The organism is Vibrio rotiferianus CAIM 577 = LMG 21460, from assembly GCF_002741985.1.
Classification (GTDB): Bacteria; Pseudomonadota; Gammaproteobacteria; order Enterobacterales; family Vibrionaceae; genus Vibrio; species Vibrio rotiferianus.
This window is the reverse complement of sequence record NZ_APHW01000001.1, coordinates 26,912-51,356: the sequence shown is the minus strand read 5'-3', so window position 1 is coordinate 51,356 and position 24,445 is coordinate 26,912. Positions and strand designations below refer to the sequence as shown.

19 protein-coding genes and 1 pseudogene are annotated in these 24,445 nt (G+C 46.2%); 9 read left to right on the top strand and 11 right to left on the bottom strand.

Translation table 11 applies throughout. The features are described 5' to 3' along the window. Positions 1-9: 9 nt before the first annotated feature. Both ubiE and rmuC read right to left on the bottom strand, forming a co-directional pair. On the bottom strand, positions 10-789 hold the full coding sequence (ubiE, locus tag B853_RS00260; RefSeq protein ID WP_010444918.1) for a bifunctional demethylmenaquinone methyltransferase/2-methoxy-6-polyprenyl-1,4-benzoquinol methylase UbiE: 780 nt from the start codon (positions 787-789) through the stop codon (positions 10-12). Positions 790-867: 78 nt separating this feature from the next. Then, entirely contained in the window at positions 868-2,400 is a 1,533-nt protein-coding gene (gene rmuC, locus B853_RS00255; protein WP_038884217.1) for a DNA recombination protein RmuC, read from the bottom strand. Between the two features lie 169 nt (positions 2,401-2,569). Between rmuC and B853_RS00250 the strand changes: the two genes are divergently transcribed. The 3 genes from B853_RS00250 (at position 2,570) to B853_RS00240 (ending at position 6,705) form a co-directional block, all read left to right on the top strand. Further along, positions 2,570-3,475, top strand: coding sequence for a DMT family transporter (locus B853_RS00250; protein ID WP_038884216.1), 906 nt, complete (start codon positions 2,570-2,572; stop codon positions 3,473-3,475). A 199-nt stretch (positions 3,476-3,674) separates the two neighbouring features. Continuing rightward, entirely contained in the window at positions 3,675-6,122 is a 2,448-nt protein-coding gene (locus tag B853_RS00245) for a sensor domain-containing protein (RefSeq protein WP_010444911.1), read from the top strand. Positions 6,123-6,264: 142 nt separating this feature from the next. Beyond that, the gene (locus B853_RS00240; protein WP_038884214.1) at positions 6,265-6,705 is read left to right on the top strand and encodes a hypothetical protein; all 441 of its coding nucleotides are present in this window, start codon (positions 6,265-6,267) and stop codon (positions 6,703-6,705) included. 51 nt (positions 6,706-6,756) lie between these two features. Here B853_RS00240 and B853_RS00235 read toward each other — a convergent pair whose 3' ends face one another. The 3 genes from B853_RS00235 to ftnA all read right to left on the bottom strand — a co-directional run bounded on the left by B853_RS00235 (position 6,757) and on the right by ftnA (position 9,039). Next, positions 6,757-7,950 carry a BaiN/RdsA family NAD(P)/FAD-dependent oxidoreductase gene (locus B853_RS00235; RefSeq protein WP_010444909.1) on the bottom strand — a complete coding sequence of 398 codons (1,194 nt, stop codon included), beginning with the start codon at positions 7,948-7,950 and terminating at the stop codon, positions 6,757-6,759. 147 nt (positions 7,951-8,097) lie between these two features. Further along, positions 8,098-8,421 carry a universal stress protein UspB gene (gene uspB / locus B853_RS00230; protein ID WP_010444905.1) on the bottom strand — a complete coding sequence of 108 codons (324 nt, stop codon included), beginning with the start codon at positions 8,419-8,421 and terminating at the stop codon, positions 8,098-8,100. Between the two features lie 90 nt (positions 8,422-8,511). After that, positions 8,512-9,039 carry a non-heme ferritin gene (gene ftnA / locus B853_RS00225; protein WP_010444903.1) on the bottom strand — a complete coding sequence of 176 codons (528 nt, stop codon included), beginning with the start codon at positions 9,037-9,039 and terminating at the stop codon, positions 8,512-8,514. Positions 9,040-9,249: 210 nt separating this feature from the next. Between ftnA and uspA the strand changes: the two genes are divergently transcribed. Continuing rightward, complete coding sequence (gene uspA / locus B853_RS00220; protein WP_010444901.1) at positions 9,250-9,675, top strand: universal stress protein UspA; 426 nt, start codon at positions 9,250-9,252, stop codon at positions 9,673-9,675. A 70-nt stretch (positions 9,676-9,745) separates the two neighbouring features. Then, positions 9,746-10,624 carry a carboxylate/amino acid/amine transporter gene (locus B853_RS00215; RefSeq protein ID WP_010444899.1) on the top strand — a complete coding sequence of 293 codons (879 nt, stop codon included), beginning with the start codon at positions 9,746-9,748 and terminating at the stop codon, positions 10,622-10,624. 74 nt (positions 10,625-10,698) lie between these two features. Here B853_RS00215 and B853_RS00210 read toward each other — a convergent pair whose 3' ends face one another. The 3 genes from B853_RS00210 to B853_RS00195 form a co-directional block, all read right to left on the bottom strand. After that, the gene (locus B853_RS00210; RefSeq protein ID WP_038884213.1) at positions 10,699-11,298 is read right to left on the bottom strand and encodes a hypothetical protein; all 600 of its coding nucleotides are present in this window, start codon (positions 11,296-11,298) and stop codon (positions 10,699-10,701) included. A 516-nt stretch (positions 11,299-11,814) separates the two neighbouring features. Beyond that, positions 11,815-12,594, bottom strand: coding sequence for a class I SAM-dependent methyltransferase (locus B853_RS00200; protein WP_038887271.1), 780 nt, complete (start codon positions 12,592-12,594; stop codon positions 11,815-11,817). 87 nt (positions 12,595-12,681) lie between these two features. After that, positions 12,682-15,816 carry an ABC transporter substrate binding protein gene (locus tag B853_RS00195; RefSeq protein ID WP_038887269.1) on the bottom strand — a complete coding sequence of 1,045 codons (3,135 nt, stop codon included), beginning with the start codon at positions 15,814-15,816 and terminating at the stop codon, positions 12,682-12,684. 116 nt (positions 15,817-15,932) lie between these two features. Here B853_RS00195 and asnC point away from each other — a divergent pair, with 116 nt between their 5' ends. Then, positions 15,933-16,397, top strand: coding sequence for a transcriptional regulator AsnC (gene asnC, locus B853_RS00190; RefSeq protein WP_038887268.1), 465 nt, complete (start codon positions 15,933-15,935; stop codon positions 16,395-16,397). A gap of 85 nt (positions 16,398-16,482) precedes the next feature. On the opposite strand, the gene prlC is transcribed toward asnC, so the two are convergent. Further along, complete coding sequence (gene prlC / locus B853_RS00185) at positions 16,483-18,525, bottom strand: oligopeptidase A (protein WP_038887266.1); 2,043 nt, start codon at positions 18,523-18,525, stop codon at positions 16,483-16,485. Between the two features lie 405 nt (positions 18,526-18,930). Between prlC and B853_RS00175 the strand changes: the two genes are divergently transcribed. From B853_RS00175 to gorA, 3 genes and pseudogenes are all read left to right on the top strand, one after another. Then, positions 18,931-19,770, top strand: coding sequence for a 23S rRNA (adenine(2030)-N(6))-methyltransferase RlmJ (locus B853_RS00175; RefSeq protein ID WP_005533522.1), 840 nt, complete (start codon positions 18,931-18,933; stop codon positions 19,768-19,770). A 152-nt stretch (positions 19,771-19,922) separates the two neighbouring features. Next, a pseudogene (locus B853_RS00170) lies at positions 19,923-20,620 on the top strand (glutathione S-transferase family protein). A 273-nt stretch (positions 20,621-20,893) separates the two neighbouring features. Continuing rightward, positions 20,894-22,249, top strand: a complete 1,356-nt coding sequence (gorA, locus tag B853_RS00165; RefSeq protein ID WP_038887265.1) for a glutathione-disulfide reductase — start codon at positions 20,894-20,896, stop codon at positions 22,247-22,249. Between the two features lie 111 nt (positions 22,250-22,360). On the opposite strand, the gene B853_RS00160 is transcribed toward gorA, so the two are convergent. Further along, positions 22,361-22,972, bottom strand: coding sequence for a bifunctional 4-hydroxy-2-oxoglutarate aldolase/2-dehydro-3-deoxy-phosphogluconate aldolase (locus B853_RS00160; protein WP_005430025.1), 612 nt, complete (start codon positions 22,970-22,972; stop codon positions 22,361-22,363). Positions 22,973-22,981: 9 nt separating this feature from the next. Further along, complete coding sequence (locus tag B853_RS00155) at positions 22,982-24,358, bottom strand: GntP family permease (protein WP_038887263.1); 1,377 nt, start codon at positions 24,356-24,358, stop codon at positions 22,982-22,984. Between the last annotated feature and the right edge of the window lie 87 nt (positions 24,359-24,445).

Here is a 24,445-nt window from a genome sequence, read left to right as displayed (position 1 = left end):
CGCTTATCCTTAGAATTTGTAGCCGCGGTGCAGCGCCACAATACCACCCGTTAGGTTGTAGTATTTGGTGTTTTCGAAGCCCGCTTCTTTCATCATGCCTTCCAGCGTATCTTGGTCTGGGTGCATGCGGATAGATTCTGCTAGGTAACGGTAGCTGTCTGCGTCATTTGCCACTAGCTCACCCATTTTCGGCAATAGGTGGAAAGAGTACGCGTCGTACACTTTTGATAGCGGCTCTAGAATTGGTTTTGAGAACTCAAGCACCAACAGACGACCACCTGGCTTCAACACACGGAACATCGAGCGCAGTGCTTTGTCTTTATCAGTTACGTTACGTAGACAGAAGCTGATAGTGATCACGTCAAAGTAATCATCTGGGAACGGCAGTTCTTCTGCGTTCGCTTGCACGTAATGCACGTTACCCACAATACCGTTGTCGCGTAGCTTGTCACGACCCACATTCAGCATTGAGTTGTTGATGTCCGCTAGGATCACGTGGCCTTGATCGCCAACAATGCGCGAGAATTTCGCCGTCAGGTCGCCAGTACCACCACCTAGGTCAAGAACACGTTGACCTGGACGAGCGCCACTGCAATCAATAGTAAAACGCTTCCAAAGGCGGTGAACACCACCTGACATCAGGTCATTCATGATGTCGTATTTTGCTGCCACTGAGTGGAAAACTTCGGCAACTTTGGTCACTTTTTCGTCTTTTGCCACTGTGGTAAAACCAAAGTGGGTAGTGTCATTTTCTAACGCTGTATTTGATTGCACGCTTGTGTCCGTCATTCTGATTCCTCTTGGGCAGCACTTTCTCACTTCGGGGCGGTTGCTGACAAATATAGTCGCCCACTGTACTGCGGGCGATTAGTTTACTTTATCCTCAGCCGGATGTCTTTCTACTAAAGAAGCATTTTCCGAAAATGACTCACTGTGCGCTAACTGGGCAAGATCAGGAGAAATAGGACGTTTTACCTCAACCCCGAGTTGCTTAAAGCTTTCCGCCTGACGGATCACGTTGCCGCGCCCTGTCGCCAACTTATTCATCGCGCCTTGGTACGTTTGGTTGGCTTTGTCTAATGCGCCGCCAAGCCCTTCCATATCGTCTACAAACAAGCGCAGTTTGTCGTAAAGCTTCGCCGCTCGTTCCGCGATCAATTGGGCGTTTTCGTTTTGGCGTTCGTTACGCCACAAGTTATCTATCGTACGTAGCGCCACCAGCAAAGTGGTCGGACTGACCAAAATAATATTTTGTTCCATGGCATCTTTAACCAAGCTCGGGTCGGCTTGAATCGCAACTTGGAATGCAGGCTCCACCGGAATAAACATCAGCACGTAGTCTAAGCTCTGGATGCCTTTTAACTGGTGGTAATCCTTAAGGCTCAAGCCTTTGATGTGCGCGCGCAGCGCGGCTAGATGATCGCTCAGCGCCTGCTCTCGTTGAATGTCGCTCTCTGCGTTGAAGTAGCGCTCGTATGCCACCAACGCCATTTTCGAATCAACCACCACTTGTTTGTTTTGCGGTAAGTGAACAATCACATCCGGTTGATAGCGCTTGCCCGCTTCGTTTTGCAAGCTCACCTGAGTTTGGTACTCATGCCCTTCACGTAAGCCAGATTCTGCCAATACACGAGCCAGAACCACTTCACCCCAGTTACCCTGCTGTTTGTTGTCACCTTTCAGCGCTTGAGTAAGATTGACCGCTTCTCGGGTCATGTGCTCGTTCAAGCGCTGTAGGTTTTTAAGTTCGTGTACTAAGGTATGACGCTCTTTGGCTTCTTGGCTAAAGCTGTCGTTGACTTGCTTTTTGAACCCTTCTAACTGCTCTTTTAGTGGAGACAATAAACCTTCCAAGCTTTGGCGGTTTTGCATGTCGACTTTGGCGGTTTTCTCTTCGAACAACTGATTCGCTAAGTGTTCAAATTGCTGCTTCAAACGTACTTCTGCTTGCTCAAGAATCTGCAGCTTTTCTGCATTGGCTTGGTTGATTTGCTCGTGGCGCGCTTGCTGCTCACCAAGCTGGGTTTCAAGACGTGATTTGTGCTCTCGCATCTGCCCTAGCTCATCAAAATACTGCTGGCGCTCTTGTTTTACTGCTTCGAAGTAGCGCAACTTTTCCATCGCCGCCATCAATTTACCATGGGTTTGGCGCACCTCGAATGCTGCTTTATCGCGTTCATCATCAAGTTCATCTAGTTCTTGCTGCGCCTCAGCAAGGCTTTGCTTCACTTGTTCAAGTTGTTGTTGATGAAGTTGTTTTTCAGAAAAGAGCTGTTGTTCAAGTAGCTGGGTTTGCGTGGCAAAACGTTGTTTAACCCACCAACCCACTGCAATGCCGCTAATAGTCGCGGTAAAAAGAGAAGACAGAATGAGAGATTGATGCTCAAGAATCCATTGCATAATAGCGAGTTAGCCTGTGTTTTTTATCTTTAACAATGGTATTTACATACTGGATAAATGTCCAGTTTGTTGGATGAAAAATCCTCGCATACACTAGGTGCTCCGTACAACATACTCACACCAGCTCAAATCAACAACAATGAGCGGTACTTCATCACACAGAGGCATCATGAACGAGCGTCGCGCCCTAGGATTTGGGCTATCAGCGGTATTACTTTGGTCAACAGTAGCGACCGCATTTAAATTGACTTTAGCGGAATTCACACCAATTCAGATGCTGACCATGGCGAGTATTGTCTCAGCCATCGCTCTCATCATGGTGTGTGGTGTGCAGGGTAAACTCAATCAGCTCAGCTCGACGTTTCTTTCTAATCCTTGGTACTACTTACTGCTCGGTTTAATTAACCCACTGGCTTACTACCTGATTTTGTTCAAGGCCTATGATTTGCTACCCGCCTCCCAAGCACAGGCGATCAACTACAGTTGGGCGATCACCTTGACTCTAATGGCGGCGGTTTTCTTAGGCCAAAAAATCCGAGGTAAAGACTGGATCGCATGCTGTTTTAGTTATTTGGGAGTCATCGTGATTGCCACCAAAGGCAATGTGTTAGGGATGGATTTTGAAAGTCCGCTTGGTGTCGGGCTAGCTCTGCTCTCGACTCTGCTTTGGGCAAGTTACTGGATTCTCAATACCAAAAACAAAGCCGATCCTGTAATTGGCGTACTCCTTGGCTTTTTGGTTGCCATCCCATTCGCGATTGGTTTGAGTATCTACGAAGGTGCAGACTGGGGCCAAATTACCGCGAAAGGCTGGGCGGCAGTGACCTACGTGGGTCTGTTTGAGATGGGGGTCACCTTCGTACTTTGGTTATCAGCACTGAAGCTAACCGAAAACACAGCTCGCATTAGCAACCTGATTTTTGCCTCACCGTTCATCTCTTTAATGCTACTTGCCACCATCATTGGCGAAGAGATTCATCCATCCACTTTGATAGGCTTGGTGCTGATCATCAGCGGCTTGGTGATCCAACAAGTAAAATTTGGCAAAAAGCAGCTTTCAGAGCCCCAGCAATAAATAAAGCGAAACTTTACAAAACCAAATGCAATTTCGTTAAAAAGAGAGATAGCTAACAAATTACTCATCTTATCTCTCATTCTTGACTTGGATTTATGGGGGCTTTGGATACGATATAACCAAAGCCCCAAATTAACTACTCATATTGGTGCACGTGGTAGCGCGCCAAACAGGGGCATGTCAGGATAATTAATTTAATATGTTTCGCTTTGCAATTTCACCAGACCAACTTAATACTTGGCAAGCAGCCCTTGAGCAGTGCTGCCAAGCTTATCAAGCCCAAGGTCAGTTATTTACTTTTAGCTACACTCGTCAATGGCAGTTAAGTGAAGTTAAAACCACCACTGGGCACAGTCGCGATATTGCTGTCCAGCTCGCTTCTGCAACAAGCGATTTCCAAGCCCCAAGTTTAACTGTAGAAAGTATCAGCTTTGCCAATCAAGTATTAAGCTACTGCCCTATCTGGTTGCCCGATGAAACGCTATTTGCAGCGATTGCTCTTGTTCATGATAACCATAACTGCGCTGAGTTAGAGGGCTGGCTATCTTCACTCGCAGGGCGCATTAGCTTTGATGCGGGCACTTGCTTTCATCGCGAGCAATCAAGACACCTGCACCAAGACACGTCGCTGCTACCAAGCTTGCAAGAGTTTGTTGATTGTCTTGATGATCATACATGGATAAAGAGCATTGATGGCCGCTACTCTTTGACCAATCGCAGTGTGGAACAAGCATGGAATATGACCAGCAATGACATTGTCGGGAAAAACGACTTTGAGTTATTTAGCCAAGCTCGCGCGGAAAAGTTCATCGATACCGACCAGTTGGTGATCGCGACAGGCAGCCAAAACACAGTTGAAGAGTGCTCTTTGATTGATGACAACAATAACCCGACTTGGCTAGAAACCATCAAATCACCCGTCCGCAACCATGCTGGTGAGCTGATTGGTATTTTGGGTATGACACGCAACGTTACCCGCAGAAAGATGATAGAAACGCAACTTTCTCTCGCTTCAAAGATATTCAATAACTCTCAAGAAGGGATGGTGATCACCGATCGTCGTGCCAATATCTTAGACGTTAACAGCGCATTTACTCATATCACGGGTTACTCAGCCGCAGAAGTGATAGGAAAAAACCCTAATATTCTTCGTTCTGGACATCATGATGACCGCTTTTATCAAGAGCTGTGGCATCAGCTAGAAACAAAAGGGCAATGGAAAGGCGAATTTATCAATCGCAAAAAGGATGGGTGTATCTATCCGCAGTTAGCGACCATCAGTGCAGTAAAAGATGATAAGAATCATCTGATTAATTATATCTGCGTATTTGAAGATATTACCGTTCGCAAAGCGCATGAAGAGAAGCTTCAACGCATGGCATTTTATGATCCGCTCACTAATCTGCCAAATCGTACACACCTAATCACTCTGCTAGAACAACACATTGAAAGCGGACAAAAAAACCAACAGTCTTTTGCTACGCTATTCCTTGATATTGACCACTTCAAGCATATCAATGACAGCTTAGGTCATTTTTGTGGCGACCAATTGCTAACAAAACTTGCGGAAAGACTGCAACATGTCCTTGATCTATCGGCTCATGTAGCTCGAATTGGTGGTGATGAATTCGTGATCATTTTGCCAGAGATCGATGACAATGAGCACCTAATCACGACGATTAAAGACATTCTCACTGTCTTCAAAAAGCCTTTTTCATTGGCAAACCACGAATCACTGAGAGTATCAACCAGCATCGGTATTGCGCTCTACCCTGAAGATGGTCGAGACAGTGAAACCTTACTTAAAAATGCCGATACGGCTATGTACCTTGCTAAAAAGAATGGACGAAATGGTTATGCTTTCTACTCTCCAGAGCTAACCGATAAGTCGGTATCTCACGTCCGCCTGCAATCTGCTTTGCACGAAGCCATTGAGAAAGACGAACTGTATCTCGTGTATCAGCCACAATATCAACTCAGTAATAAAAGCCTAATCGGCGTAGAAGCCCTACTACGTTGGAAACATCCAGAACTTGGCCAAGTTTCTCCAGCGGATTTCATCCCAATCGCTGAAAAAACAGGCTTGATTCAAGTGATTGGTCCTTGGGTCATGGAGCAAGCATGCAAACAAGGCCGATACTGGTTAGATAAAGGCATCGCCTTCGGAAAAATGGCGATCAACGTTTCAGCACTTCAATTGCAAAAAAACGGCTTTATTGAGCGATTGAAAGACATTCTCGAACGCACTCAATTTCCCGCAAACTTGTTGGATCTAGAAATTACCGAGAGCTTTTTGTTGAACGACCCGCGACATGCCATTGAGTCGTTAAACCAACTAAGAGAGCTCGGCGTTGAGATTTCACTGGATGACTTTGGTACTGGCTACTCTTCATTGTCATACCTAAAAGGCTTACCTATTACTAAGCTCAAAGTAGACCGTTCATTTGTCTCTGATGTGCCAAGTAATGAAGATAGTAAAGCCATTGTTGATGCCATCATCGCAATGAGCAATAGCTTGTCATTGAAAGTAGTCGCAGAAGGTATTGAAACTGACGAACAAGCAAAATACCTAAAAGAGAAAGGATGTTTGTACGGGCAAGGCTACCGATTTAGCGCTCCAGTACTGCCAGAAAGGCTGTTTCACTAGACACACCTCCTAAAACTGGTTTACCCCCAATGAAATAAAGTTTGATTTCATTGGGGGGGGCTCCAAATTTTCATTAATCAGTCCGACACAAAAGCCTGTATTTGAGCATTCTCACTCTAAAAAGAGTGTTAAAGATAATTAAATGAAAAGCTCATTACTATTTGCTGTCGGCCTAGCATACTGTTTCCAGGTATACGGAAAATCTACCTCACCGTCACTCATTGCAGCCTACGCCAGTTATTTAACAAACGCATCAGAGGAAAATATCTCAGAGACTTATTGGCAGTATTTCTCAAAAGAAGCACTCGCTGGTGTCGAGGTAAGTTCTCCAACAACAAAAGAGCAGTTACTGTTCAAACACTTGATGAGGTCAACGAGCAGTGCTTATGAGGCGCATTTCAACGACTATAGCTGCCTTAGCGTAAATGGTAAAAACTCAAACGATGAGCCCATCACGTTCAATATTGAATTTGAGGTAAAAAATAGCCAAGCATTGATATCGCACATCGATGTACAGCTGCATAGCTCAGAAAAAGAGTTCCCGACCAAAGCAACATGCCCACGAGACTATATGGTGTTTTGAAGTGAAGGATAGGCTGAGCTTAAACAATGCTCAGCCTACAGAAAGTTTTGTTTACACCCACTGCCCAGCGACAAAGCCGCTCGACCAACACCACTGGAAATTATAACCACCTAACCAGCCGGTTACGTCCATCACTTCACCGATGAAGTACAAACCTTTGATGTTCTTACATTCCATGGTTTTTGAAGACAGGTGATCAGTATCTACGCCACCTAAAGTAACTTCCGCGGTGCGGTAGCCTTCTGTGCCGTTTGGTGCCACAGCCCAGTTCTCTAGACGTTCAACGATGTTTGCCATCTCTTTCGGGTTGAACTGTTTAAGTGGTTTATCTGCTAATTCTTTACGTTCAATCAGCACTTCAACCAAACGCTTTGGTAGCACTTTCGCCAGTGTATTCTTTAGGGATTGGTTCGGATGCTTCTCACGGCTGCGCTCTAGCAACTCTGCGATGTCGTCGTTTGGCACGAGGTTAATTGTCACCTTCTGACCCGCTTTCCAGAATGACGAAATCTGCAGAACCGATGGACCAGATAAGCCGCGGTGAGTAAACAGCAGCGCTTCTTTGAACATGGTGCCGTCTTGCGCGGTGATTTCTGCCGGGATCGCAATGCCCGATAGCTCAGCGAAATCTTCTTTGTCTTCTTTATGCAGCGTAAACGGCACTAGACCTGCCGTAGTGGTAATCACTGGAAGCTCGAACTGCTCAGCAATCTTGTAGCCAAATGGCGTCGCGCCAAGCTTAGGCATCGACAGACCGCCGGTGGCAACCACCAAAGATTCACATTCGATATTTTCAGTACCCGCATGCAGACGGAAGCCCGCGTCGGTTTTCTCAATCGAATGTACATCACATTGGTAGCGTTGTTGGATGTTTGGCATGTCGCATTCTGCTAGTAGCATCTTAACGATGTCTTTTGCGGTAAACGCGTCAACACAGAATAGCTGTCCGTGATCGCGCTCTTCAAACTCGATGCCATGCTTACTGACCATCGAAATAAAGTCCCAGTTGGTGTACTGCGACAGCGCCGATTTCACGAAATGCGGGTTTTGGCATAAGTAGTTGTTTGCGGAAACATCGTAGTTAGTGAAATTACAACGACCACCACCTGAGATAAGGATTTTACGTCCTGGCTTTTTCGCATGATCCAGCACGAGCACACTGCGTCCGCGCTTACCTGCTTCCGCAGCACACATCAAACCTGCCGCGCCAGCGCCAATTACAACAACATCAAATTTCTTACTCATCGGTAACGCTCAATTACTTATTTAGATTGGTAAATCCAAAAATAAAAAAGGATGTGCGTAATGCACATCCTTGCTTTCTGCGGGCGCTATTCTAACGACAAAAGTCGAGCGGGAAAAGCGCTTAAATTCCAAGCACTGCTTGCTGGCTTATAGAATGAAGGCAGCCAGTAGGGTTACACCGAGTAAAGCGGTCGATAAAATGAAGAGTCCACGTACCCTCTCACACTTACCCGTAAAGATCTCATCGTGGTGATGGTCATATTCTTTACTTTTAATGTAATGGAACAACCTCACTTGTTTGGTGACGTTGCCATGAGTAGTGAAAAATCCATTGCCATCCACCTGCTGATACAGCAAAGGATGTGCTTCACGCATGATGTAAATAAGAGAACGAAGAGCGGTTAAGTAACGAACCATATTCAGTCCCGTTACAACCATTAGCGCAAATAAGATTGTGTCTCCACTGATCATCTTTTCCTCCCTACATCTTCAATGATGCTCAAGAGAAAAAGACGACCAATGCTTCGTCCTTTACCCGCTACTTATCGCGTTGAGAACACGTTATGCAGCTGGAGCATCCATGATTGAAGATGAACCTTCTTTTGCCATTTGTGCCAGATCTTTATCGATGAAGAACAATGCTTTACCATCTTCACCAACCAATTCGATCTTGTCTAAAATCCCTTTAAATAACTTCTCTTCTTCGTGCTGTTCAGCCACGTACCACTGTAGGAAGTTAAACGTTGAGTAGTCTTGGCTTGTAAATGCAACATGCGCTAGTTTGTTGATTTTTTCCGTGATCATTTGCTCATGTTCATAGGTTTCACGGAAAACATCACCTAGGCTCGCAAAATCATGCTTTGGTGCTTCAATTGCACCCAGGATTGGCATTGAGCCAGTTTCACTCACATAAGTGAAAAGACGTTGCATGTGCTCCATTTCTTCTACGGCGTGAGCGCGTAAAAATTCAGCCGCACCTTCAAAACCTTTGTCTTCACACCAAGCACTCATTTGTAAGTATAGATTGGATGAGAAAAATTCTAGGTTAATTTGCTCATTCAATTGTTCAACCATAGTTTGAGACAGCATGTTAACTCCTATTTATGTGCATGCAATATACCCAAATGACCTCAAAAGAGATGGTTCAAAGACAACAAAGTCACTTGGGTATAACGCCACTATAACATGATTCCTTTGCCATGAGATTCTACCTACTAGATTGATATGAGATCACTTCAGCAAAATTATCTTAGACTTAGTGCTAATCTGACAGTATGACCTTATCAAGGAGATGGCAATATGAGTTACAAACACATACTTGTGGCAGTTGACCTATCAGACGACAGTAAAGTGTTGATTAAGAAAGCCGTATCACTGGCTAAACCTCTGGATGCGAAAGTCTCTTTCATTCATATCGATGTGAATTACGCCGAGCTTTACACCGGGCTTATCGATATCAATATGGCGGAGGCGCAACACCAAGCAATGGAAGCGTCGCGCACACAATTGGCCAACTTTGAGGAATATGCGGGATACCCAATCACGCATACTTTGGTTGGTAGCGGTGATTTAAGTAACGAACTGTGCGATACCATTCAAGACTACAGTATCGATTTGGTCGTTTGTGGTCATCACCAAGACTTCTGGAGCAAGATTCTCTCATCGACTCGACAGCTCATTAACTGCTCACCAGTCGACATGCTGGTCGTACCGCTAAAAGACTAATTTGCATTGGCGTGACCTTAAAACTTGGTTAGACTGCGGGCACATTTGTTGTTGATAAAGATTCTCATCCATGGCTTATCTATCCGCAGTTACCCTGCTTTGGGCATTCTCATTTAGCCTGATCGGCGTTTACCTAGCCGGTCAGGTCGATTCTTGGTTCTCCGTTTTCATGCGCGTTGCGTTGGCGAGCCTCGTCTTCATTCCTTTCTTAAAATTCCGTGGCGTAAGCAAGTCTCTGATTGCAAAACTGATGATCGTCGGCGGCTTCCAGCTCGGTTTGATGTATTGCTTCTACTACCAATCTTTCCTACTCCTTTCTGTACCAGAAGTACTGCTGTTCACCGTATTTACACCTATTTATGTCACCTTGATTTATGACTTCTTGAAAGGTCGTTTCTCGCCTTGGTATTTGGTTACCGCTGCAATTGCGGTGCTAGGCGCGGCGTGGATTAAGTTTGCAGGCATCAATGAGAACTTCTTGATGGGCTTTTTGGTCGTACAAGGGGCAAACCTGTGTTTTGCCATCGGTCAGGTCGGCTACAAGTACATTATGGAAACCGAACCGGTGGATCTGCCGCAGCATACGGTGTTTGGTTATTTCTACTTAGGTGCATTGTGCGTGGCGACCGTTGCTTTTGCTCTAATGGGTAACTTAGACAAGATGCCAACCACAGCAACACAATGGGGTATTTTGACGTACCTCGGCTTGATCGCATCAGGCTTTGGTTACTTTGCGTGGAACAAAGGCGCGACTATGGTCAATGCTGGCGCACTTGCGGTGATGAACAACGCGCTTGTCCCTGCTGGATTGATTGTGAATATAGTGATTTGGAACCGCGATGTTGATGTGACGCGACTTGCTATTGGCGGCGCGATCATCATGCTGTCGCTGTGGATCAATGAGACTTGGGTGAAAAAGCGCGTAGAGATGAGTTACGCCAACAAGTAACACATCGATCCCAACAAACATTCCAACCATAAAAAAAACGCTCTCCAGTTGGAGAGCGTTTTTTGTTGATTCGATTAATGCACTTTGGCTTGCGAGCTTGTGCTCATCAACGCATTAGGTGGTGTTGGTAGCAGCACCTCAAGTTTGGCATTACGCGCTTCAAGCTTGCGCTGGCGTTTGAGCAATTTTTGCTGCTTTTTGGCTAATTTAAGCAACTTCTTCTGCTGCTTATAGTGTTTCTTAACCGCTTTTTTCGCCTTTTTCAGCGCTTTCTTATCTGATAAATCAAACATCGCTGACGTCTCTAGCTGAGTGGAAGGAGTTACGGCTGCTACTTTTGTTGCCAATTTTTTCTCTTTCACTCGTTCCACTACGCGCTTCACGATCGCCGCTTTCTCTGCGCTTTGCTCAGGCGCCATAATGATTGGCGTATCTTGTGTAAGGGATGGAGTTGGTAGCGCCTCTGCCAACAAACCACATGCTTGCTGTTCAGACAACGGCTTATCTTGGCATTTTTGAGGAGGAATCGCGGCTGGCTTACATATGGTATCTTTCGAGGCAGAAGAACGAGCACAAGAGCGGCAGACAAACTTAGGTGCTACCACCAAGCGGTGAATGTCACCCAAACTCTCAGCAATCTGTTTACGGCTCATCTTACATAATCGTTTCGCCATGCTACTACTCCAGCTTCCCAATTCTCGACTGTCTTACTCTACGACATCACACAAGTGTAATAATAATAATTCTTAGTTAGATATACAGTCAGTATGCCGAATTAGCAAGAGAAAAGTATCAATAAGCGGAGCAAACGCCAGATACAAATACAGCGCCAAATCAGGCGCTGTGAGAAGAAGCTTTTTGTCGTCAGGTGTTTAGGGTCTGTTGACCTTTTGCGGTTAAATTTTGTTCGGATGGGGACGCCTAGTCAAAAGCGTTTTAATCGCGGCGAGAGGTTTGTAGCCTAGTTATTCTAAGCAAAATCCTCTCAACAAAGAGTAAAACGCTTTTAGTCGGGGGCGCCTAGCCGAACCCTTTGGGCAGCGTTTGTGGCTCCTTTCTACTGCGTTATCGGCTTATCAGGTAGGGCAACTACATTTCAAAGCCTCTGCCTCTTTCTTAGTTTATAAAGAAGGAAGAATCCACAAACGGCTGCAAAAATCAGCTCAAAAGGTCAATAGACCCTAGTTGAATTACGCCATTGACGCCTTCACATACACATCGAAACGGTTCTTTTTGGTTTCGATTGCCATGCTTGGCTTTTGCTCATCAAGCCAGTCCGCATAATCAGGGCGCTTGACCACCACACGCTTGCTCGCCAATGCCATTGCTGGAGCCAGCAAACCATCTGCATCAAGATCTGCACCAACCAAAGATTGGAACACGCGCATCTCTTTCTTTACTAATGCCGATTTCTTTTTGTTTTCAGGGTGTGGGTACATCGGGTCGAGATAAACCACATCTGGCTGAACGAAGTCTTTATCTTGCGCCAATTGTTCCAACGCATCATGGCTAGAAGCGTGAATCAAAGACATGCGCTCTGATACCCAAGTGCCAATTTCTGGATCGTGTTTCGCACGCGCCAAGCCATCATCCAGCAATGCAGCAACCACTGGGTGACGTTCAACCATTTGCACTTTACAGCCTAACGACGCCAATACAAACGCATCACGCCCTAAACCCGCTGTGCCATCCAGTACCGTTGGGATTGCACCTTTGTTCAAACCCGCGGCTTTCGCGATTGCCTGACCTTTACCGCCACCAAACTTGCGACGATGACCTACTGCGCCACCAATCAAATCCACAAAGATTGCACCCAGCTTTGGTTCATCCACTTTACGCAGCTCTAAACGCTCTGTCGTGAGGACTAAGGCAAAGTCACTGTCATCAGTGTGAGAAAGCTGCCAACGCGCAGCGAGTTCATCAAGGTGAGACTGTTGAGATGGGTCTTCACAAATCAATTGCAGTTGCAAAAGGAGGCTCCAGTAAAAATCGGTTTAACTGGCGCTGAGTGTATACCTAATGGCCGGTGAATTGCTAGGCTAGCCTATTCACTCACTCTAGCACGATCGCTCTTGTTCAAGCTCTTCGACTAACTGCGCCAGAGGTTTGGGATGTCCGATAACATAACCTTGTCCATAATCGACACCAAGTTCTAGTAAATGATCGATAATCTGGCTGTTTTCAACAAACTCAGCGACCGTCACTTTACCCATCTGTTTAGCAAGATCATTAATCGAACGAACCATGACTCGATCTGTTTCATTTTTATCCATATCTTTCACGAATAGGCCATCAATTTTCACGATGTCTACTGGAAGTTTCTTTAAATAACCAAAAGAAGATAGGCCAGATCCAAAATCATCCAAAGCAATCATGCAGCCAAGCGCTTTCACTTTGGTAAAAAATGCGATCGCTTGATCAAGGTTACGCATTGCCGCTGTTTCAGTGATCTCTAAACAGATTTTATCGCAAGGCATAGAAGACGTTTCCAAACGCTCTAATAGAAAATCGATAAATTCCTGATTGCCCATTGAGTGACCAGATAAATTTATCGAGCATCGTCCAAGATTCTCCACCTTTTCTGGTCTTTGCTCGAACCACTCCAAGGTTTGATTCACCACTTGTTTATCAATCCAGTGAGCGATGTTGTAGCGCTCTGATGCTGGCATAAAGATACCGGGAGAGATGTATTCTCCTTGAGAATTGCGGATCCGCACTAATATCTCAAAGTTCATCTTCGAATCTTCGTGCTGTAGGCAAAGAATGCGTTGCGCGAATAGCTCCAAACGTTGACCAGCTAGAGCATCGTGTACCAAATTAACACTTTGCATTTCTCGCTGTCGTTGCTGTACTTCTTCATTATCATGGCTAAACAAGTTGTAGCGATTCCGCCCTAGCTCTTTGGCCACATGACAAGCTGAGTCCGCTTGCGCATGCACCATTTGCGGTGTTTCAGCTGTGTGGTCAATAACCCGAATACCAACGGAGCAACTCATATGCAAACGTATATCTTCCCAAATGAATGGCTGTTTACTCAGTGTCGAGATGATCGATTTTGCAATCATGATCGCCCCATGTTCGCCACAATCTTTGAGTAGTACCGCAAACTCATCACCACCCATTCGTGCCAAAATGGCACTATAAGGCAAAACCTCTTCCAACATACTGGCACAAAACTGAATCGCCGCATCACCAGCATCATGACCCGCGGTATCATTGAGCACTTTCAACTGATCAAGATCGAGATACAACATTGCGTGTACACGGCGATGACTTTCCACTTCTCGCAATGCGGTTTGCAGCTCTAGTTCGAAGTGGTTGCGATTGTAAGTGTCGGTCAACAAGTCATAACGTGCTTGATATTCTAGCTGTTTGGCCAGTTTTTTCGTTTCTGAGATGTCTTCACCCACGATCAGTAACTGGTCAGAATCTCGTAACGGACGAATATTTTCGCGGACCCAGACGGAATGACCGTCCGCATGAAGATACTCTATCTCTCTTCGCCACACACCATGGACAACATGGTTTGGCTGAAGCAAAACTTGACGCGGAAACAGTGCCTTGTCGTCTGAATAAAACTCTCGCAAGCGATGACCAAGCATATCCAGCGGTTGATACCCCAACAGTTGCTGAGCAAAGCGGTTTACTTCTTGGATGCAGTTATTGCTGTCCAATGTCACCATCATCACTGGTTGCTGTTCGTAGTAATTACGCAAGCTCGCTTCACGCTGATAAAGCTTGTCTTCCATAAGTTTACGGCTGGTAATATCACGCGCCTCGAACAAGTATTGGTTTTCATTTCCGACCTTCTGAGAGAAAGGCTTGAGTGAAACTTCCAACACCATCGCACCATGCTCTTTACTCCAAATATCCGCTTCAAAAGTCGTCACTTGTCGGTGATGATTCTGAAAGAATTCAGATATTTTCTGGCGTGCATCGACACTCCAGTGCTTGTGGTGCCACAGTGGACGATCGAGTCGTAAATCTTGATGATAGAGGAGAGACTGTAGACGATCGTTACCGGATTTTAATAAACCGTGTTGGTCGAGTATGCCCATATACTGCATGCTTTGGTCGAAAACCGATTCTAAAATCGTTTGAGCCTCGCGAGCAGACGCTTCGCTACGACGGATACGCTGTAAGTAATAACTCAATAGCAAGATTACAATGGACATCAGCACAAATACGCTGCCAAAGACTTTGATTTCTTTTGCAAAACGTTGTGAAAATGGCATCGGCTTATTAAGAAATACAGCCGTCGGCTCTTGCTCTACACCAAGGCCCCAGCGAACCACCGATTGATAATCTAATTTGATTTCTGATTCGCTCTTTATTACGGATGGTAACGGTGCTTTAGGGTTATCTAACACTTGCTCAAGCAGTTGAGCTGCCTCAAACCCCTGTCGGTAACCACTCTGGATTACGCCTCCAACAGCACCATGTCCTAAGCCGACATCGTGCACCATAAAGAGAGGTGCATTCGAAGCTTGGTTCACCTCACGCCAGTCCCGGTCACTACTCACAATGCCATATTTATCGCGATAGTAAGTCCAAAACAACACAACGTTGTCTTGGGTTAATTCTGACACCTGTTGTTTGAGTTCATCGATAGTATCTGGCACAAGATGTACCACTTTGTGGCGATATTTGGGCGTTTGTTCGAGAAAATCGGCAACCTGAGCTCTAAGTGCTGCCCCAGTAACCGAGTGGTCACTAACAATCAGAATTTGTTGGAATTTAGGATGCAGTCGCTCAATCAGATCTAGGTTTGCAGCGAGATCAATATCTTCAATAACACCAGTTGCGTTAAGATTTTGATGAAGTGAAGCATGATAATTGTTGATACCACTAAAGATAACTGGCGTGTCTTTAATTACGGGCGCTAAACGCTGCATTAATGCCAACGCATTGTTGTCGCTAACGACAATCGCATCAAAACGCTCTTTGGACAGCTTAGTGCGATACAGAGAGTCAAGCTGTTGGAAAAAAGTTGGGCTTTGGTTGCGCTTCGAGTCTAGATATAAAACGCGCATATCCAACGACCGGTCAGCCACTTGCTGCGCAATTCCCCTCTGAATAGAGTCCGTCCAGAAAAAGCCTTGATGATAGGAATGCACAACAAGAACTTTTTGCTCTTGCGCGATGGCAACGCTACTCCAGCATATCGCAATAAAAATCAGTAAAACCTGCACATCATCTCCGTGATATCAGAGCCAACTCTCGGTTATCTCTGCTTAAACCTTGTGAATCCTATTCATGGTGAGTATAAAATGAACTCAAAGCCTCATATCCTAACGGAATTACTAATATGAACGCGAGTCTACCTAAACTCGATGACCTTGATCGTGCCATTTTAAAAACGCTGATGGCCGATGCACGCACGCCGTATGCAGAGATGGCAAAGCAATTTGATGTTAGCCCTGCCACCATCCATGTTCGCATCGAGAAAATGAAAGCGGCCGACATCATCGAGGGAACAGAGGTTATCGTCAATACTAAAAAGCTAGGATACGATGTATGTTGCTTTATTGGCATCAACCTTAATGCTGCACGCGACTACCATTCAGCGCTAGAAAAGCTCAATGCCCTCGATGAAGTGGTAGAAGCTTACTACACCACAGGCGCGTATAACATATTCGTCAAATTGATGTGCAAGTCGATTGAAGAGCTGCAATTTGTATTGATTGATAAGCTTCAAGCGATCGACGAAGTGCAATCCACCGAGACGCTGATCTCGCTGCAAAACCCGATCAATCGCAGCGTAAATCCATAACACTCTGAATCAGATACAAAAAGTTGAATCTAAGAACAAAAAAATGGGCAGCCACTTGGCTGCCCATTTTCATTCTCAATCGAGATTACGCTGCGATACCTGAATGACGCAGTAGCGCATCGATTTCAGGCTCACGACCACGGAAGCGCTTAAATAGCTCCATTGGTTCTTCACTACCACCCATTTCTAGGATGTTGTTCAAGAAACTTAGACCAGTTTCTTTGTTGAAGATGCCTTCTTCTTCAAAGCGAGAGAACGCATCTGAAGACAACACTTCTGCCCATAGGTAGCTGTAGTAACCTGCGCTGTAACCACCAGCGAAGATGTGACCAAAGCTGTGTGAGAAACGCGCCCACTCAACCGCTGGTACAACTGCCACTTTCTCTTTCACTTCTGCCAAAGTTTCAAGCACACGTGCACCCACTTCTGGGTCGTATTCAGTGTGCAGAGTGAAGTCGAACAAGCCGAATTCTAGCTGACGTAGGATGCCCATCGCCGACTGGAAGTTCTTCGCTGCTAGCATTTTGTCTAGCATCGCTTTTGGTAGCGGTTCGCCAGTCTCATAGTGACCAGAAATAAACGCCAGCGCGTCTTCTTCCCAACACCAGTTTTCTAGGAACTGACTTGGTAGCTCAACCGCATCCCAAGGCACACCGTTGATGCCCGATACCGCGCCTGTTTCTACTTGCGTCAGCATGTGGTGGATACCGTGACCAAACTCGTGGAACAGAGTCACGACTTCATCGTGCGTAAACAGTGCAGGCTTGTCGCCCACAGGACGGTTGAAGTTACACGTTAGGTAAGCAACCGGTGTTTGTAGCTCGCCCGCTAGCGTCACACGACGACCTCGGCAATCGTCCATCCACGCACCGCCACGTTTGTGTTCACGTGCGTATAGATCTAGGTAGAAGCTGCCGCGCAGTGTGCCTTCGCCATCGAAGATATCAAAGAAACGCACTGATTCGTGCCAAGTATCCACGCCTTCACGCTCTGTCACTGTCATACCAAACACGCGGTTTAGCACTTCAAACAGACCACTTACCGCTTTTGATTCAGGGAAGTAAGGACGCAGTTCTTCATCCGAAATTTGGAACAAGTGCTGCTTTTGCTTCTCGCTGTAGTACGCGATGTCCCATACGTTTAGCTCGCTGACACCAAATTCCGCATTCGCAAACTGGCGTAGCTCTTCGATTTCGCGCTCACCTTGTGGTTTCGCTTTGGTTGCCAAATCGTTCAAGAAGCCAAGAACTTGCGCAGGATTCTCTGCCATTTTAGTTGCCAGAGACTTCTCGCTGTAAGTGTTGAAACCCAACATACGAGAGATTTCATGACGCAGTTTTAGCTGCTCAGTAATGATTTCTGAGTTGTCCCATTTACCTGCGTTTGGACCTCGGTCAGAAGCACGCGTTACGTACGCTTCGTACACTTCTTTACGTAGGTCTTGGTTATCACAGTACGTCATCACCGGTAGGTAAGATGGGATATCTAGCGTGATTAGGTAGCCATCGAGCTCTTTTGCTTCTGCTGCCGCTTTTGCCGCTGCAAGTGCAGATTCTGGCATACCCGCTAGGTCTTTTTCGTCTGCAACGTGTTTAGTCCAACCCATGGTTGCATCTAGCACATTGTTGGAGAATTTTGAGCTCAGCTCAGACATGCGCTTGCTGATTTCGCCGTAGCGATGTTGCTCGTCTGATGGTAAACCGATGCCCGAAAGCTCGAAGTCGCGTAGTGAATCCGAAATGGTCTTCTGTTGTGCACGCGTTAGCGTCGCGTACTCTTCGCTGGCTTTGATCGCTTTGTACGTTTCGTAAAGACCTTTATGCTGACCAACCCAAGTACCGTACTCTGACAGGATTGGTAGGCAGCTTTCATACGCTTCACGCAGCGCTTCGCTGTTCACTACTGAGTTCATGTGACCCACTGGTGACCAAATGCGGCTCAAGCGGTCATCCGCTTCTTCAATTGGCGCGATCACACTGGTCCAGCTTGGGTTTGCGTTGTCTTTTAGTACCTCGTCAATCTTGGCACGACAATCCGCAATCGCCTGCTCCACTGCAGGTTTAATGTGTTCTGGTTTGATTTGCGAAAACGGAGGAAGATCCGTAAACGTAAGAAGTGGATTAGACATGAATAATTCCTTTTGTGTTTTGGCTCTGTATTTGCCCATTCGCATTTGCATAGAAATAGGCGAACTCAATGCACAGGCAAGCCAACAACATGGATGGGGGGGGATCTCCGTTCCCTTTCTCGATGCAGCAATGACCAAATCGGTCAAAGAGTGCTTACTCTGTCCTTGAGTCTTGTTATGCCTAAGTCAGGTTTCGCACTCTATTGGAGCGGTGCAATCCCACTTAGGTTCAATTTGTTTACTCATACTAAGTATGGGTGACTTAAAGAAATTTCAATAGCGAATCCCTATCAGTGATACTGATTTGAATCGAAGTTCTACTTCTTTAAGTTACTTGAGTATAATACCGCCATATCGCGAAAATCACAGACCACACTCAGTCAAAGAGTGTTTCGAGAGTTTAATTTGTTAAGTTACCGCCACAGCTTCCACGCTGGCAACCATGCTGACGTGGTAAAACACATCGTTCAAAGCCTCATTCTTGATGCGCTAAAGCAGAAAGATAAGCCGTTTGTTTATCACGATACCCACTCGGGTGTGGGACGCTACGATCTGACTCACGAATGGTCTGAAAAAACGGGCGAATACAAACAAGGCATCGCGCGCATTTGGGACAACCCAAACATTCCTGAAGACATCGCAAGCTACATCGATTCAATCAAAACATTAAACAACGGTGAGAAGCTGCGTTACTACCCAGGCTCACCGCGTGTTGCACGTGCGCAAATCCGCCCACAAGACCGCATGGTTCTGACTGAGCTGCACCCAGCCGATCACCCGCTGCTAGAGCAAGAGTTCCATCGCGATCGTCAAGTGAGCATCTACAAAGAAGATGGCTTCAAGCGTCTGAAAGGCAGTCTGCCACCGCAAGAACGTCGTGGTTTGGTGCTGATTGACCCACCATACGAGCTAGCAAAAGAGTACCGCGACGTCGTGCAAGCGATTTTCCAAAGCCATAAACGTTGGGCAACAGGCATCTACGCGATTTGGTACCCAGTGGTAAACCGCTGTGATATCGAAGACATGATTGAAGGCTTGGAAGGTCTGGGCATTCGCAAAATCCTGCAAATCGAATTGGGCGTATCTCCAGACACCAACGAGCGTGGCATGACGGCATCGGGCATGATCGTGATTAACCCACCGTGGAAACTGGAAAGCCAGATGAAAGAAATTCTGCCATTCCTGCAAGAAGCAATCGCACCAGCAACCGGCCACTGGAAAGTCGACTGGATCGTTCCAGAATAAAAAACACTGAATTTCATAACCTTAAAGCGCAACGATGACCTCGTTGCGCTTTTTTTATTTATTTTTTCAAACATTATTGTCTGCGCTTCGTCTTTTCTTTTTTGCCTGCGTCTTAGGGATGTAAACAAGCTAAAACATAGAGAGAAATGACCATGCTTAAAGTTATCAGTTTTAAAATTTGCCCATTTGTTCAACGCGTAACCGCGGCACTAGAAGCAAAACAGATCCTTACGAGATTGAATACATCAGCTTAAAAGACAAGCCACAATGGTTCCTAGATATCTCACCAAATGGTCAAGTGCCTGTGATGGTGACAGAGTCTGGCACGGCGCTGTTTGAGTCGGATGCGATCATCGAATACATCGAAGACGAATATGGCCCGTTAGAGCAAGGCGTGACAAACGAACAACGCGCACTAGACCGAGCATGGAGCTACCTAGGATCTAAACACTACTTGCCTCAGTGCGGCACCATGGGCAGTAAAGACCAAGCAACCTTTGAAGAGCGCGCAGAGAAACTGATCAAAGCGTTCCAAAAAGCAGAAAACCAACTGTCTGGTGAAACCAAGTTCTTTAAATCCGATGAACTAAGCAATGTAGACATGGCTTGGTTGCCGCTTCTGCATCGTGCTGCCATCGTCAAAGCTCACTCTGGTTACGACTTCTTCTGTGGTCTACCAAAAATGCAGGCATGGCAAAAGCACATCCTAGAGTCAGGATTAGTAGAGAAGACGGTATCGGAAGACTTCGTAAAACTGTTTAGCGATTTCTACCTAACCAACACTTATCTTGCGGATGGTAAAGACGTGCAAGCCCAGTCAGGCTGTGGCACATCAAGCTGCTGCGGTTAATGAATTTTCCTTACCCTAAGCATGAAAAACACCAAGCGGAATAGCGCCTTATTCCGCTTTGCTATCCTCTCATCGCTATTTGTCATAAGTAATGTCACTTTTTCCCATTTAGGAAATTGCTAGACTCGATTTATGATAGGGACAACGGATCATGCTTAAGTCACTTCAACAGGCTTAGGCAGGTAACAATTTATTTAGGGATGTTGAGTTCATCACCCACTACCCCAATGTAATTGTTGTCAGACAAAAATTAATAAGCTCTTGGAGAAAGTAATGGCGACTCATTTTGATTATATCTGTATCGGTGGCGGCAGCGGCGGCATTGCATCAGCAAACCGTGCGGCAATGTACGGTGCTAAAGTAGCGCTTATCGAAGCTCAAGACCTTGGCGGTACCTGTGTAAACGTTGGTTGTGTGCCTAAAAAAGTAATGTGGCACGGCGCGCAAGTTGCAGAAGCAATGAACCTGTACGCAGAAGACTACGGCTTCGATGTAGATGTAAAAGGTTTCGACTGGAGCAAACTGGTTGAGAGTCGTCAAGCTTACATTGGTCGTATTCACCAATCTTACGATCGCGTTCTTGGCAACAACAAAGTAAATGTTATCAAAGGCTTTGCTAAGTTTGTTGACGAGAAAACAGTTGAAGTAAACGGTGAGCACTACACAGCGGATCACATCCTGATCGCAGTAGGTGGTCGTCCAACGATTCCAAACATTCCAGGCGCAGAATACGGCATCGATTCAAACGGCTTCTTCGAGCTTGCTGAGCAACCAAAACGCGTTGCAGTGATCGGTGCAGGTTACATCGCGGTAGAAATCGCAGGCGTACTGCATGCACTAGGCACAGAAACACACCTATTCGTTCGTAAAGAATCACCGCTACGTAGCTTCGATCCAATGATCATCGAAACGCTAGTAGAAGTAATGGAAGCCGAAGGCCCAACGCTACACACCCACTCTGTTCCAAAAGAAGTGGTAAAAGAAGCAGACGGCAGCCTAACTCTGCACCTAGAAAACGGTGAGAGCCAAAACGTTGATACCCTAATCTGGGCAATCGGTCGTCACCCAGCAACTGACGCTATCAACCTAGCATCAACAGGCGTTGCAACGAACGATCGTGGCTACATCAAGGTAGACGAATACCAAGAAACGAACGTGAAAGGCATCTACTGTGTAGGTGACATCATGGAAGGTGGTATCGAGCTAACACCAGTGGCTGTTAAAGCGGGTCGTCAACTTTCTGAGCGTCTGTTCAACAACAAACCAAACGCGAAGATGGACTACGATTTGGTACCAACTGTGGTATTCAGCCACCCACCAATCGGCACTATCGGTCTAACGACTCAAGAAGCGGAAGAGAAGTACGGCAAAGACAACATCAAAGTCTACACGTCTGGCTTTACTGCGATGTACACAGCGGTTACTAAGCACCGTCAACCATGTAAGATGAAGCTAGTGTGTGCTGGCGAAGAAGAAACGGTTGTTGGTCTACACGGCATCGGCTTTACTGTTGATGAAATGATTCAAGGCTTCGGCGTAGCAATGAAGATGGGCGCAACCAAAGCAGACTTCGACTCTGTTGTGGCTATCCACCCAACGGGCTCTGAAGAGTTCGTGACAATGCGTTAATCACTTTGCTGATTTAAGCAGATAAACAAAAAGGGTCATCAGTTACTTGATGACCCTTTTTCTATTCACGTTTTCTAACGTTCGGGGGTATTTCGGAGCCGTTTGCGCGTTTTACTTAACTGCGCGAACCAATTCAGCAATACCTTCCCAGTCGCCGTTGTCCATCATCGCGGTTGGCACCATCCAAGTACCGCCACAAGCGACAACCGATTTCAGCGCTAGGTAATCTTCCACGTTAGATGGGCTTACACCACCTGTAGGCATGAATTCCACTGGGTAAACCGCCGTTAGTGCTTTAAGCATGTTTACGCCGCCTGATGGCTCAGCAGGGAAGAACTTCAGGGTACGTAGACCCATTTCCATCGCTTGCTCAACCAAGCTTGGGTTGTTCACGCCCGGTACGATTGTCACGTTGCGTTGCTGACAGTATTTCACTGTAGTTGGGTTGAAACCCGGGCTCACGATAAAGTCCACACCGGCTTCAATCGCAATGTCCACTTGCTCAGTTGTCAGCACTGTACCAGCACCGATCAGCAGTTCAGGGTACGCTTCACGCATGATGCGGATCGACTCAGCCGCCGCTTCAGTGCGGAATGTCACTTCCGCACATGGTAAACCGTTTTCTACCAACACTTTTGCCAGTGGCAGAGCGTGTGCTACATCGTTGATTGCGATAACTGGGACGATTTTGATTTCTCTTAATCGTTGTTCAAGTGTTGTCATGGGTAACCTCTAAAGAATAAAGCTTAATGTTGCTACGATAATAAACGCGATACTACCAAGTAAAGTTTCCATTACCGTCCAAGTTTTTAGCGTTGTTTTCTCATCCATCTCTAGTAGACGAGATACTAACCAGAAACCAGAATCGTTGAAGTGAGAAAGCACTGTTGCACCACCTGCAATCGCGATAACGATAAAGCATAGGTCTAGCTCACTCAAACCAGTTGATGCTGCCACTACTGGCGCGATAAGTGCTGCAGTTGTCGTTAGTGCCACGGTTGCTGAGCCTTGAGCAACGCGCAGACAGGTAGAGATAACAAACGCCGCAACGATCACTGGCATGCCAGTGTCAGTTAATACGTCTGCAAGTGCATCACCGATACCACTTGCACGCAGTACGCCACCGAACATACCGCCCGCACCAGTTACTAGGATAACGCCACAGATAGGCGCCAATGAATCGCCACACAGCTTCTCAAGTTTCGCCATGCCGTAGTCTTTTGCAAACACAGCAAGACAGACGATTAAGGTAATCAGTAGTGCAACTGGCGTTTTACCTAGCATACGTAGGAACTCAACCAGTGCTGTTTTGCCATCAATCACACCCGCAACTGCTAGCGTGTTCAATACTGTGTCTAAACAGATTAGCAGTACAGGCAGCACTAGGATGGTCATTACTGTGCCAAATTTTGGCAGTTGTGCATCTTCAACTTGCGTATCACCATTGAAGAAGGCTTTTGATAATGGGATATCGAATTTCTTACCTGCATACAGACCAAATAGGTAAGCGCCTAGGTACCAAGTTGGAATAGCCACTAGGATACCAACAACAAGCAGTAGACCAATGTTTGCGCCTAGGAATTCTGCTGCTGCAACTGGACCTGGATGCGGAGGAACAAAGCCGTGCATCACTGCAAATGCACCTGCTGCTGGTAGTGCGTATTTGATTGGCGAACCACCAAAACGTGCTGCCACACTTAAGATGATTGGCATCATTACGACTAGGCCAGCATCAAAGAAAATTGGGAAGCCGAACAGCAATGACGCGACACCCAATGCAAATGGTGCGCGCTCTTTACCGAAGCGCCCAATCAAAGTATCTGCCAACACTTTTGCACCGCCAGTCACTTCTAAAATTTTACCGATCATTGCACCAAGACCAACCAGCAAAGCAACAGATGCCAGTGTGCCACCGAAACCACTCATCATGGTTGGAACTACTTGGTCAGAAGATACACCAGTCGCCAGCGCTGTACCTAAACTTACTACCGTAAGCGAAGCAAACGCGTGCACTTTGAGCTTAATAATCAATACAAGTAACGCCGCAATCGCGAGGACTGCAATCGTTAGTAGGAACGTAGGGTCTGGAGCTTGGGTTAGCTGTTCCATGGGTTCACCTTTAAGAATTATTGTTTGTGTTGTGGTTCACATTTATTTGAGTTACCGGTAACATGTTACCGATAACATGAATAAGAT

Bases quoted from the DNA above. Each gene is read 5' to 3' on its own strand.
- ubiE (WP_010444918.1), bottom strand. From the start codon at position 789: ATGACGGACACAAGCGTGCAATCAAATACAGCGTTAGAAAATGACACT.
- rmuC (WP_038884217.1), bottom strand. From the start codon at position 2,400: ATGCAATGGATTCTTGAGCATCAATCTCTCATTCTGTCTTCTCTTTTT.
- B853_RS00250 (WP_038884216.1), top strand. From the start codon at position 2,570: ATGAACGAGCGTCGCGCCCTAGGATTTGGGCTATCAGCGGTATTACTT.
- B853_RS00245 (WP_010444911.1), top strand. From the start codon at position 3,675: ATGTTTCGCTTTGCAATTTCACCAGACCAACTTAATACTTGGCAAGCA.
- B853_RS00240 (WP_038884214.1), top strand. From the start codon at position 6,265: ATGAAAAGCTCATTACTATTTGCTGTCGGCCTAGCATACTGTTTCCAG.
- B853_RS00235 (WP_010444909.1), bottom strand. From the start codon at position 7,950: ATGAGTAAGAAATTTGATGTTGTTGTAATTGGCGCTGGCGCGGCAGGT.
- uspB (WP_010444905.1), bottom strand. From the start codon at position 8,421: ATGATCAGTGGAGACACAATCTTATTTGCGCTAATGGTTGTAACGGGA.
- ftnA (WP_010444903.1), bottom strand. From the start codon at position 9,039: ATGCTGTCTCAAACTATGGTTGAACAATTGAATGAGCAAATTAACCTA.
- uspA (WP_010444901.1), top strand. From the start codon at position 9,250: ATGAGTTACAAACACATACTTGTGGCAGTTGACCTATCAGACGACAGT.
- B853_RS00215 (WP_010444899.1), top strand. From the start codon at position 9,746: ATGGCTTATCTATCCGCAGTTACCCTGCTTTGGGCATTCTCATTTAGC.
- B853_RS00210 (WP_038884213.1), bottom strand. From the start codon at position 11,298: ATGGCGAAACGATTATGTAAGATGAGCCGTAAACAGATTGCTGAGAGT.
- asnC (WP_038887268.1), top strand. From the start codon at position 15,933: ATGAACGCGAGTCTACCTAAACTCGATGACCTTGATCGTGCCATTTTA.
- prlC (WP_038887266.1), bottom strand. From the start codon at position 18,525: ATGTCTAATCCACTTCTTACGTTTACGGATCTTCCTCCGTTTTCGCAA.
- gorA (WP_038887265.1), top strand. From the start codon at position 20,894: ATGGCGACTCATTTTGATTATATCTGTATCGGTGGCGGCAGCGGCGGC.
- B853_RS00160 (WP_005430025.1), bottom strand. From the start codon at position 22,972: ATGACAACACTTGAACAACGATTAAGAGAAATCAAAATCGTCCCAGTT.
- B853_RS00155 (WP_038887263.1), bottom strand. From the start codon at position 24,358: ATGGAACAGCTAACCCAAGCTCCAGACCCTACGTTCCTACTAACGATT.